Annotated in this window: 8 protein-coding genes; 7 read left to right on the top strand and 1 reads right to left on the bottom strand. The window is 66.5% G+C overall.

Going from position 1 to position 11,961, the window contains the following annotated elements; all coding sequences use genetic code 11:
• Positions 1-71: 71 nt before the first annotated feature.
• The 7 genes from HUS66_RS00545 to fhuB all read left to right on the top strand — a co-directional run bounded on the left by HUS66_RS00545 (position 72) and on the right by fhuB (position 9,644).
• On the top strand, positions 72-1,823 hold the full coding sequence (locus tag HUS66_RS00545; RefSeq protein WP_175069051.1) for an IucA/IucC family protein: 1,752 nt from the start codon (positions 72-74) through the stop codon (positions 1,821-1,823).
• Complete coding sequence (locus HUS66_RS00550) at positions 1,820-2,737, top strand: GNAT family N-acetyltransferase (protein ID WP_175069052.1); 918 nt, start codon at positions 1,820-1,822, stop codon at positions 2,735-2,737. The genes HUS66_RS00545 and HUS66_RS00550 overlap by 4 nt, the downstream gene beginning before the upstream one ends.
• Positions 2,737-4,548: an IucA/IucC family protein gene (locus tag HUS66_RS00555; RefSeq protein ID WP_175069053.1), complete on the top strand. Its 1,812-nt coding sequence runs from the start codon at positions 2,737-2,739 to the stop codon at positions 4,546-4,548. The genes HUS66_RS00550 and HUS66_RS00555 overlap by 1 nt, the downstream gene beginning before the upstream one ends.
• Positions 4,541-5,848: a lysine N(6)-hydroxylase/L-ornithine N(5)-oxygenase family protein gene (locus HUS66_RS00560; protein ID WP_175069054.1), complete on the top strand. Its 1,308-nt coding sequence runs from the start codon at positions 4,541-4,543 to the stop codon at positions 5,846-5,848. Before HUS66_RS00555 ends, HUS66_RS00560 begins: the two co-directional genes overlap by 8 nt.
• Before the next feature lie 139 nt (positions 5,849-5,987).
• On the top strand, positions 5,988-6,755 hold the full coding sequence (locus tag HUS66_RS00565; RefSeq protein ID WP_175069055.1) for an ABC transporter ATP-binding protein: 768 nt from the start codon (positions 5,988-5,990) through the stop codon (positions 6,753-6,755).
• Between the two features lie 14 nt (positions 6,756-6,769).
• The gene (locus tag HUS66_RS00570; RefSeq protein WP_175069056.1) at positions 6,770-7,648 is read left to right on the top strand and encodes an iron-siderophore ABC transporter substrate-binding protein; all 879 of its coding nucleotides are present in this window, start codon (positions 6,770-6,772) and stop codon (positions 7,646-7,648) included.
• The gene (gene fhuB, locus HUS66_RS00575) at positions 7,638-9,644 is read left to right on the top strand and encodes a Fe(3+)-hydroxamate ABC transporter permease FhuB (RefSeq protein ID WP_175069057.1); all 2,007 of its coding nucleotides are present in this window, start codon (positions 7,638-7,640) and stop codon (positions 9,642-9,644) included. The genes HUS66_RS00570 and fhuB overlap by 11 nt, the downstream gene beginning before the upstream one ends.
• Positions 9,645-9,812: 168 nt before the next feature.
• Here fhuB and HUS66_RS00580 read toward each other — a convergent pair whose 3' ends face one another.
• The gene (locus HUS66_RS00580) at positions 9,813-11,789 is read right to left on the bottom strand and encodes a TonB-dependent siderophore receptor (RefSeq protein ID WP_175069421.1); all 1,977 of its coding nucleotides are present in this window, start codon (positions 11,787-11,789) and stop codon (positions 9,813-9,815) included.
• Positions 11,790-11,961: the final 172 nt, after the last annotated feature.

The raw sequence follows: 11,961 nt of genomic DNA on the forward strand, positions 1-11,961 counted from the left end.
AGACTCCGTCCTTAAAATTAAATGTGCATTATTATCATTCGCTTTTAGATTAAGATTTACGAGGTTGCTCGATGACGACACCCAACCCCTGCTCCGCCGCCGAGACCGACCCGGCTGCTAGCTGCTTCTTCAATGCCCTGCTGCGCGAGACCGATACCTGGCGGCTCGCTACCACGCGGCAAGGCGAATACATCCGCCTGACCGTCGATGCCGGCGAGCTGCACCTGAGCCTGCTGCATCGCAGCGCCAGCAACGAATGCCGCTTCGCCTGGCCCATCCTCTGGCATCATCAGGGCCAGGCACGCCCTGTCGATTTCGACCAGGCCCTGTGCCGAATCCTGGCCACACCCGCCCTGGTCGGCGAACTCGACGCCGAAAGCCGCGCGCTCTTCCAGGCGCGTGTGCTGGAGAGCCGGGCCAACACCCGAGCCAGCCTGGCGGAACGCGACGACATCGAGCACTTGCAGCGAGGTCCCCTGACCTTCGCCGAGGCAGAACAAGGCCTGCTGGCGGGACACGCCTTCCACCCGGCGCCCAAGTCACGGGCGCCCTTCAGCGAGGCCGAGGCCAGGGAGTTCTGCCCCGAGCATCGCGCCCGCTTCGGGCTGGCCTGGTGGGCCGTGGCCCCGGAACTGGCGGCAGGCGACTCCAGCCGTCCCGCCGGGGCCGACGAGCTGGCCCGCGAGCTGCTGCCGGACGCCCTCACCGAGCACCTGCCGAGCGACTTCATGGCCCTGCCGATGCACCCCTGGCAGGCTCAGCGACTGCGCCAACGGCCCTGGGTGGCGGAGCAGGAACGGCAAGGCCGCCTGCAATGGCTGGGCCTCAGTGACGCCCAGTGGCTGCCGACCTCGTCACACCGCTCACTCTACGCCCCCGGTGCCCCCTGGATGATCAAGGGCTCGCTGTCGGCCAGGCTGACCAATTCGCTGCGCTTGCTCAGCGTCAAGGAGGTCCAGCGCGGCCTGAACCTGGATACCTGGATGCGCGACCTAGCGGTGGAACGCCGCTTCCCGGGGTTCGCCGTGATGCAGGAACCGGCCTGGCTGGGCTGGCGCGGTGATGACGGCGAGGTGGACCCGGAAAGCCTGGTCACCCTGCGCGAGAACCCGCTCGCCGAGGCCCCGGACAGCGAGACCGTGATCCTCGCCACCCTGACCCAGCAACCCCTGACGCCCAACGGCCAGACCCTGCTCGCCGCCCGCCTTCGCGCCATCACCGAGGCCCGTAACGAGTCGCCGGCCGAGCTGACTCGTCGCTGGTTCGCCGCCTTCTGCGAGCGCGTGCTGACCCCGCTGCTGGGGCTGGCGGTAGAAGACGGCATCGTGCTGCTGGCCCATCAGCAAAACATCGTGGTGCGCCTCGACGACGGCTGGCCGGTCGGTATGTTCTACCGCGACTGCCAAGGCAGCGGCGTCAGCGACCGTTTCCTCACCCAGCACCCCGCCCTGACGACGACGCCCGAGAACCACTGGCCACCGGCCACCGTGCGCCGCTACTTCCACTATTACCTGCTGATCAACTCGACCTTCGCCGTCACTAGCGCCCTGGCCGCCGATGGCCTGATTGAGGAAGACCTGCTGCTCGGCGACCTGCGCGCTCACTTGGCAGCGCTGCGCGAACGCCTGGAGGGCGACCTGGATTGCCTGGATCACGCCCTGAACGCGCCACGCCTCGACGCAAAGGGCAACTTCTTCTGCTACTTGAGCGGCGTCAACGAGGCAACCCTGGCCGAACCGGCCCGCCTCTACCTGCCGCTGGATAATCCCCTGGCGGCCACCAACCTCACCTCGCTACACCGCGACACAGGAGTCCCCGCATGACCCTCACCCTGGACACTCCCGCCCAAGCCCCGGAAATCGCCCTGTCGCCGCTGCCGGACGACGCCGCCCGCCTGGCGCGTCGCGATGTCGACGGTGATCAACCGAACACCCTGATCGATCGGCTCGACGGCGTCTTCGCCATGCATCCGGGACTATCGCTGCTGGTACTGGACGACGCTTGGCGCTCTCACCCCGACTGGTCCCGCCTGTGCGACACGCTCGGCGGCGGACGTATCCTGCGCTGTGCCTTCTATCAGCAGCCCTGGCACTGGCTCCAGCACCCACCGGCGGCCCCGCAGGACACTCCCTTCGATGCCGAGGCCGGCCACCCGCAGCGTCCTGCGCAACCAAAGGGGACCCTCTACCGGCGCTTCGACCCCCGCCTGGGACGCACCTTCTCGCTGCGGCTCATCGAGCCCGAACGGGACCTGGCGCGTTTCGTGCGCTGGATGCACCAGCCGCGGGTCGCCGAGTTCTGGGAGCAGGCCTGGCCCGAGGCCGAGCTCGCCGCCTTCATCGCCGAACGGCTCGCCGACCCACACACCCTGCCACTGATCGGTGAGTTCGACGGCCAGCCCTTCGGCTACTTCGAGGTCTACTGGGCCGCAGAGGATCGCCTGGCCCCCCATTACCCCTGGGCTCCCTTCGATCGCGGCCTGCATCTGCTGGTGGGCGAGGAAGACGTACGCGGTCCCGCCTTCGTCGACGCCTGGCTAGGCGGGCTATCCCACTATGCCTACCTGGCCGAGCCACGCACCCGGCGCCTGGTGCTGGAGCCGCGTCACGACAACCAGCGTCTCTTCCGGCACCTGGCGCGGCTGGGCCTGTTGCGGCTGCGCGACTTCGACTTCCCTCACAAGCGCTCCAGCCTGGTGATGGGCCTTCGTGAACGCTTCTTTGCAGAGGTGATGTAATGGCGCATCTCGACCACAGCCTGACGCCCCACTGGGCAGCGGCCAACCGCGCACTGATCGCCAAGATGATCGGCGAACTGAGCTACGAGCAGGTCATCACCCCCGCCCCAGACACCGACAGCGAGGGCTGGCGTCTCGACCTTGGCAGCACCGCCTGGCGCTTTCGGGCCACCCCCAACTTGTGGGGTCAACTGCAGGTACTCCCGGACAGCCTCAGTCCCACGCCCGATGCCGGCCTCGAGGCCGCCGATTTCCTGCTTCAGTTGGCCCCGGTGCTGGGCATGAGCGACGCCCAGGTGGCCGAACACCTGGAAGACCTCTTCGCCACCCTGCGAGCCGACTGCCGGCTACGCGAAGCCCGCCGCGAACTGAGTGCCGACGACGCCATTCGACTGGCCGAGCCCGAGCGCCAGCGCCTCCTCGATGGCCACCCCAAGTTCCTGTTTAACAAGGGCCGTCGCGGCTGGGGGCTGGAGGCGCTGACGCGCTTCGCCCCCGAACACGGCGCCAGCTTCCGCCTCGGCTGGGTAGCCGTGGCCGCCGAGGCGCTGGCGACTGGCGGCGGGCCAGTGGATGCCGCGGCCCTGCTCGACTCGGCCCTGGACGCCGCCGAGTACTCCCGGCTGGAGCGGACCCTGGCGACCCGAGTCGCCGACCCCGACGCCTTCCGCCTGCTGCCGGTCCACCCCTGGCAATGGCAGCAATGGCTCGCCCCCCTGCACGTTGCCGATATCGCGCTGGGGCGTCTGCACTACCTCGGCGAGTTCGGTGATGCCTACGCTCCCCAACAATCGTTGCGGACCCTGACCAACGTCAGCCGGCCGGCGGCCTACGACATCAAGCTGCCGCTGACCATCATGAACACCTCCTGCTACCGCGGCATCCCCGGCCGCTTCTTGCTCGCCGGACCGGCCGCCTCGGCCTGGCTCAAGGCCAGGAGCCGGGACGACGAGGAGTTCACCCGGGTCCAGCTGGAGGTGCTCGCCGAGCCCGCCGGCGCCGTGCTGCCACATGCTCAGTACACCCACCTGGATCAGGCGCCGTACCGCTATCGGGAGCTCTTCGGGGTGATCTGGCGAGAGGCCTTGGCCCCACGCCTGGCTGCCAACGAGCAGGCGCTGCTGATGGCCGAGCTGATGCAGAGCGATGAGGCAGGGCGCCCTTGGCTTGCCGCCTACCTGGCGGCGGCCGGTGCCACGCAAGGCGAGGCGGCCGAGGCCTGGCTGCGACGAATGTTCGAGGTCACCGTGGTGCCTCTCTGGCACCTGATGTGTCGCTATGGGATGTCGCTGATCGCCCATGGCCAGAACCTGACCCTGATCCTGCGCGACGGCTGGCCGCACCGGCTGGCGCTGAAGGACTTTCAGGGCGACCTGCGCTTGGTCGACGAGGATTTTCCCGAGGCCACCGACCTCCCCGCCGAGCTCAAGGCCGTCACGGTGCGCCTGCCCGCAGAGAAGCTGATCCACGACCTGCAGACGGGACACTTCGTCACCACCCTGCGCTTTATCGCCCCACTCGCGGCTCACGCCGGCGTCTCGGAATCCCGTTTCTATCGACTGTGCGGCGAAGTGCTCGACGCCTACCGGGCTCGTCACCCAGCACTGGCCGAGCGCTTCGCCCGCTTCGACCTGTTCGCGCCACGCATCCTGCGACTGACCCTCAATCGCGCTAAATTCCTGCACCCTACCGACAGTGCCGCCGAGCGCATGCTGGCGGAGATGGAACTGTGGGTCGACAATCCGCTGCATCTCGCCGCGCGGCCGAAGGCCGCCGATAAGCCCCTCGCCAAGGAGATGTCCGATGACTGATTCTCGCGTTATCGACCTGGCCGGCCTGGGGGCCGGCCCCTTCAACCTGAGCATCGCTGCCCTGGCCGACTCGCATCTACCAGAGCTGTCCACCCGCTTCTTCGAGCGCCGCCGCGACCCCACCTGGCACCCCGGGCTAATGCTGCCCGACACCCACCTGCAAACCGGTTTCCTAAAGGACCTGGTCACGGCGGTGGCCCCGGACAACCGGCACTCTTTCCTCAGCTACCTGGTCGCTCATCGTCGCTTCTATCGCTTCCTCAACACCGATACCGGCACCGTAAGTCGCGCCGAGTTCTCCGACTACCTGGGCTGGGCCGCCCGGCGCCTGGACAACGTCAGCCTGGGCGAGGCAGTGCGCGAGGTCACCCTGGACAGGGCCGGCTTCCGGCTACGCACCGACCACGGCGACTACCGGGCCCGCCATCTCAGCCTGGGCACCGGCAAGCGGCCCTGGCTGCCGGACTTCGCCAGTGCCTGCCTGGGTCCCCATTGCCTGCATGCCGCCGATATCGCCCACCATCGCCGCGACTTCAGCGGACGACGCGTGGTGATCGTCGGTGGCGGGCAGAGCGGCGCCGACGTTTTCCTCAATGCCCTGCGCGGTCACTGGGGGCAGCCCAGGGAACTGAGCTGGGTATCGCGGCGACGCAACTTCGAGCCTCTGGACGAGACGGCTTTCACCAACGAGTACTTCACTCCGGACTACACTCGGCTGTTCCACGGCCTTCCCCGTGATGTCCGAGAGCGCGAAGTGTCAGCCCAGAAACTGGCCAGCGACGGCATCACTCCTGCCGCCCTCCAGGCCCTGTATCGGGAGCTGTACCACCGCTTCGACGTGCTCGGCGAGCCCCGCTGGGCGCGACTCCACCCCCATCGCGAAGCCATCGACCTCAAGCGTCATGGCCTGGGGTTCGAGCTGACCACCTCCCATGGGCTCACCGGCCAGCGTGAGGACTTCGCCGCCGACATCATTATCTTCGCCACCGGCTTCCACTCCCCGCTGCCGGACTATCTGACGCCCCTGGCGGACCGCCTCGAACGCGACGAGCATGGCGAACTGGTGTTAGGGCCACACTTCGAGGTCCGCTGGGACGGACCTGCCGCACACCGTCTCTATGCGGTCAATGCCGGCCGACACAGCCATGGCATTGCCGAACCCCAGCTGTCGTTGATGCCCTGGCGCTCGGCGACCATCCTCAACCATGCCGCCGGCCGGCAAGCATTCGACTTGAGAGAATACGAGGGTCCCATCGATTGGCAGCCCGCGGCAGCCGCCGAATGGGCCCAGGTCATCTAACCGCCGAGGCGACGAAAACGAGCGGTTGAACCTGCCGGTGCTCCAAGGAGTGCCGGCAGGTATCGTTGCAAGGAAAGACATTACGAACAATAATGATTTGCTTTAATATCCACTTACACCACTCACCTCTGGACCCGTCATGTTTGATGTCAGCGCCGCCACTTTCGAGGTCAATGGCACGCCCTTGCTACACCCCACCGATCTCGCCCTGGCTCCCGGTCAGGTGGTGGGGCTGATCGGCCACAACGGTTCCGGCAAGTCGACCCTGCTCAAGCTGCTGGCTCGACAGCAGGCGCCGAGTCGAGGTGAGATCCGCCTGGACGGCACGACACTTGGCGAATGGAAAAGCCGCGCCTTCGCCCGCCGGGTGGCCTACCTGCCCCAGCAGCTGCCGCCCGCCGAGGACCTCACCGGCCGCGAACTGGTGGGCTTCGGGCGCTATCCCTGGCAAGGCCTGCTCGGTCGGCCAAGCCGCGAAGACAAGGCGCAGGTTGCGCGCGCCATGAACCTGACCGGCACTCAGGCCTTCGCCGATCGTATGGTCGACACTCTGTCGGGCGGCGAGCGCCAGCGGATCTGGCTGGCCATGCTGCTGGCTCAGGGCAGCCAGTACCTGATGCTCGACGAGCCGCTGGCGGCGCTGGACATCGCCCACCAGATAGAGGTGCTGGAGCTGGTGCGCCGGCTGTGCCAGGAGCTGGAACTTGGGGTCGTCATCGTACTGCATGACATCAATCTGGCCGCCCGCTACTGCGACCGACTCGTGGCGCTGCATGCGGGTCGCCTGCTGGCCGAGGGCACGCCGGAGACCATCATGACCGGCGACACCCTCAAGGCCATCTACGGCATCCCCATGCATGTCATCTCACACCCAAGCGGTGAGCATCGCGTCGCCGTCGCTCACTAAGCGCAGGACTCTCCATGTTTCATCCAAGCCACCTGCTTGCCAGGCTCATTGGGCCATTGGCCCTGCTGTTCGCCTTCGCCGCGGCGACAACGGCGACAGCGGCTCCAACGCGACTGGCCACTCTCGACTGGACGCTCGCCGAGACCCTCATCGCCCTGGATCATCCGCCAGTGGCGGCCGCCCAGGTCGATGCCTATCATGCCTGGGTCCGTGAGCCCAAGATGCCCAGTTCGGTCAGTGACCTCGGGTTGCGGACCCAGCCCAACCTCGAACTGCTGGCGAGCATCGATCCAGACCGCATTCTGATTTCGCCCATGTTTGCCAACCTCGCCCCCCGGCTCGAACGCATCGCCCCCGTCGATACTCTGACGCTCTTCAGCCCCGGTCGCGACACCTGGGACGAGATGTGCGAACTGACCCGCTCGGTGGCCGCTCTAATCGACCGCCCCCAGGCGGCCACGCGGCTGATCGAGGCCACGGAGGCCGAACTCGCTGATCTGACGTCGCGGCTGGACGATGACGCCACCCCGCTGCTGATCGTGCAATTCATGGATGCTCGCCACGTACGGGTATTCGGTGAAAACGGCCTTTATCAGGCGGTCCTCGAACGCCTGGGGCTGACCAATGCCTGGACCGGCAACACCAACGCCTGGGGCTTCTCGCTGGTGCCTCTCGAAGCACTGGTGGGAATCGATGCCCGACTGGTGGTCGTCAAACCCTACCCGGCCGGCGTGCGCGCATCGCTCGCCGACAGCGGCCTGTGGCAGGAACTCGTGCGTCGCCAGGGCGCCCCCTTGATCCTGGAGCCCGTGTGGAGCTTCGGCGCCCTGCCTTCCGCCCGGCGCTTCGCCGACCTACTGGTGACCGCCATGGAGAACGCCAATGCCCGCTGAGTCTTTGCCTCGCCCGCCTCTGCCACGGTTTCGGTTGACCCCCGGCCATGCCTGCCTGCTGCTTGGCCTGCTGGCAGCCACGCTTGCCGTCATGCACCTGCAAGCAAGCCTGGGGCTGACAGGCGGTCTGCTGGCTCTGTTCAGCGTGCCGGACGCCAGTGCGGACAGCCTGGTGCTGCACGTTGCCTGGTGGCCTCGGCTGGCCATGGCGCTATTGGCCGGCGGCGGCCTGGCACTGGCGGGGGTACTGATGCAGCAGGTACTCAGGAACCCGCTCGCCGCCCCCACCACCCTGGGCGTCACCAGCGGCGCCAACCTGGCGCTGATGGCTGCGAGCCTGATGGCTCCGGGGTTGCTGGCGCTGGGTCGTGAATGGGTGGCACTGGCCGGCGGCGGTCTTGCCATGGGGCTGGTCTTCCTGCTGGCCTGGCGGCGCGGCCTGTCGCCGATTGTGGTGGTCCTGGCCGGCCTGGTGATCAACCTCTATCTGGGGGCACTAGGCATGGTGTTGCTGCTTTTCCATCAGGAGGCCCTCAAGGGACTGCTGATCTGGGGAGCCGGGTCGCTTGCCCAGAATGGCTGGCAGGACGCCGCCTTTCTGGCCCCGCGCCTGGCACTGGCTGGCCTATTGGCCACTTGGCTAGTGCGTCCGCTCGCCCTGCTGGAGCTGGACGAAGCCGGCGCGCGAAGCCTCGGCATCTCGCTCAAGCATCTGCGCCTGGCGGGGCTGGGCCTGGCGGTCTTCATCACCGGTTGCGTGGTCAGCGTGGTGGGCATCATTGGCTTTATCGGCCTGGCCGCCCCCAACATCGTGCGCCTGGCCGGTGCCCGCCGGCTCGGGCCCAGGCTGATCTGGTCGACGCTGCTCGGCGCACTACTGCTGGCGGTTACCGACCTGCTGCTGCAGCGCTTCAGCGGGCTACTGCCCACCATGATCCCCACCGGGGCCTTCACTGCCGCGCTGGGCGCACCGCTACTGCTGTGGCTGATTCCACGCCTTCGCTTCGGCGGCAACGCGCCGCCCCGCGAGGCCCGAGCGGTCGGCAGCCGGCATCCCGCCCCTCGCCGACTCGCCACCAAGCTTGCCGCCGCGCTAATGGCGCTGGCCGTGATCGCGCTGCTGGCCGGTCAGGGCGTAGGTGGCTGGCAATGGGCCTCGATCGGCGATGGAGACCTGCTACAGTGGCGGCTACCGCGGCTGCTGGCCGCCGCCGGCAGCGGCGTGATGCTGGCCATTGCCGGCACGCTGATTCAACGCCTCACCGCCAACCCGATGGCCAGCCCCGAGATCCTCGGCATCAGCGGCGGCAGCGCCATCGCCCTGATCGGCGCGATATTTCTCTTGCCGGCACCGAGCAACCTGACGCTGGTTGGCGCTGGCGTGCTGGGGGCACTGGTCTCGCTGGCGGTGCTGGTGCTGGTCAACCGCAACAGCGGCTTCCAGCCCCAGCGGCTGCTGCTTACCGGGGTGGCGATTACCGCTCTGTTCGAGGCGATCAAGTCCCTGGTGCTGGCCGGCGGCGACCCTCGCGGCCAACAGATCATCGCCTGGCTGTCCGGCTCCACCTACTACGTCGACCTGACCAGCGCCCTGACGGTAACCGGGGCGGCTCTAGTGCTGGCGCTGGCCGCTGCACCGCTGACCCGCTGGCTGGATATCCTGCCGCTGGGGGCGCCCTCTGCCGCGGCACTCGGCTTACCGGTGGTCCGGGCCCGGCTCGCCCTGCTGGCGCTGGTCGCCCTGCTGACTGCCACCGCCACGCTGGTGGTCGGTCCGCTCTCGTTCGTCGGCCTGCTGGCGCCCCACATGGCAAGGCTGATGGGCTTTAGCCGCGCCAGGGCACACCTTGCAGGCGCGGCACTTACCGGCGCACTGCTGATGGTGCTGGCCGACTGGCTGGGCCGCCAACTGCTGTTCCCACAGGAGATTCCCGCCGGCCTGGTTGCCTCGCTGCTGGGCGGCGCCTACTTCATGTGGGGGCTTGGCCGCCGCTGACGTTGCTGTCACGCCGCCCCGGTCCAACCAGACCAGGGCGGCGAAGCACGCAAAGGCTACTGGCAAGACCTCGCCCGGCCCTCGAGAAAACCGCCGCCCGCCATCGAAAAGACCGCGCCCGGCATGACGCCAGACGCGGTCGATGAAGACACCTAACCAAGAGTCGAATCAGAAACGGTAGCTCAGGCTGCCGATCACGCTGCGCGACTCGCCGTAGTAGCACCAGTAATCACAGCTGGCGATGTATTCCTTGTCGGTCACGTTATTGACGTTGACCTGCGCCCGCCAGCTGTCGGCGAAGTCGTAGCTGGCCATGGCATCGACCAGGGTATAGTCCGGCACGGTGATCTGGTCGTAGACGCTTTCGCCAACATAACGCACGCCGCCGCCCAGCTTGAGCCCTGCCATAGCGCCTTCCTGGAAGCGGTAATCCAGCCAGGCCGATGCCTGGTGACGCGGAATCAAGCTCTTGCGCTCGTCGCCTTCGCGCTGGGCATCCGTATAGGTATAGGCGGTGGTGAGCTGCAGCTGATCGGTGAGGTAGCCAACGCTCTCGAGCTCGAAGCCCTTGGAGCGCTGCTTGCCCACCTGCTCCTGACGCCCACCCCCCGTGGTGACCAGGCTGTTGCGCTGCTCGAGGTCGAAGACCGCTGCGGTGACATAACCATCCCAGCTACGGGGCGCCACCTTGACGCCGGCTTCCCACTGCTCACCTTCGAGAGGCTCGTAGAGGCGCCCGTTGCTATCGGCGCTGGCTTGCGGCTCGAACGACTCGGTGTAGCTAAGGTAAGGGTTGATGCCATGATCGCCTAGATACATCACCCCACCGGACCAGGAGACCTGGTCATCATCGGCACGCTGGGTAGTGCCGTCGGTGCGGTTGAAGTTATCGGTTTTCGCCTGGTCATAGCGCACGCTGCCCAACAGCACCCAGCGGTCGTCGATACGCAGCTGATCCTGCAGATACAGGCCGGTCTGCCGTTTGTCGATCTCACGCTCGGTCAGCTGATCGCCGCTCACCGGCGTGTAGTTGCCATACTGGGGGTCGAAGATGTCGATGGGGTCGCCGAAGCTGAAGAGGTCTGCCTCCTGACCTTCCAGGCCAAGATCCTGATAGCCAAGGCCGATCATCAGGGTATTTTCGGTGCGGTCACCATACCAGGTCCCGATCAAGCGATTGTCCAGCATCCAGCTCTCGATATCGCCATCGCGATACACCAACCCGCGGGATGCCAGGCGCTCGCTGCCAGCTTGGCGAGCGGAAATGTAGGTGCTGCGAAGTTTCAGATCCAGATGGCTATAGCGCAGGTTCTGTTCGAAGCGCCAGGTGTCGTTCAACCGATGACGAAGCTCATAGCCCAGAGACGCCTGGGTGCGCTCGTTGGTGTCGTAGTCCGGCTCACCGTAACTCGTCTGAGGATCGACCTTGCCAAAGGGCGTGTCCTCGACGGTGCCATAAGTCAGTTTGAAGGGGTTGGTGGGGACCGCATCGTCTTTCTGGACGCTGGCCAGGAAGGTGATGCTGGTATCGTCGTTGACATCCACCTCAAGACTCGGCGCGAAGTAATAGCGCTCGTTCTCGGTATTGTCGAGATCGCCATCGCGCTGCTTGGCCATGCCGACCACGCGATACCGCACATCTCCAGTCTCGGTCAGCGGACCGGAGGTATCGATGCCCAGCTGGCGATGATGCCGGTTCCCGACCTGAAGATTGACTTCACCCCGCCGCTCGGCCGTCGGTCGTTTGCTGACGGCATTGACCAGGCCACCGGCCGGCGCCTCGCCGTAGAGAATCGACGCCGGCCCCTTGAATACATCAACGCTCTGCAGGCCATAAGGCTCAGGCAACCATTGATAGTAACCGGTTCGATAAATGCGCAGACCGTCCTGGTAGGTGGCCTGATCGAAGCCCCGCACCTTGAACCAGTCAGTGTCGTTGTCGGCGCCATAATGTCCGGACAGCACGCCTGAACGGTAGCGGAAGGTCTCGTCAAGACTCTGGACATTGCGCTCGTCGAGCTCTTCGCGTCCGACCGTGGATACCGCCCGCGGTGTTTCGATCGTTGGGGCGTTGACCTTCAGCGCGGTGGCGGTCACGACCATAGGATCGGCCTCGGTGCTGGCGGCCTGCTCGTCCTGAGCCATCGCCAGCTGTGGCGCACAGAGCAGGGATAACGTCAGACCATAGCGAACGGCGACGGTCAGTGGCGATAGCTGCAGGTGCTGTTGCGAGTGGTGTTGCGAGTGGTGAAGAGGTGAGTGCATGGATCTTACCTGATAGTGGGAGGCGGGATGCGTCAGGGGATGACGGTTGTGA

This window comes from Onishia taeanensis, assembly GCF_013349955.1.
GTDB lineage: Bacteria > Pseudomonadota > Gammaproteobacteria > Pseudomonadales > Halomonadaceae > Onishia > Onishia taeanensis_B.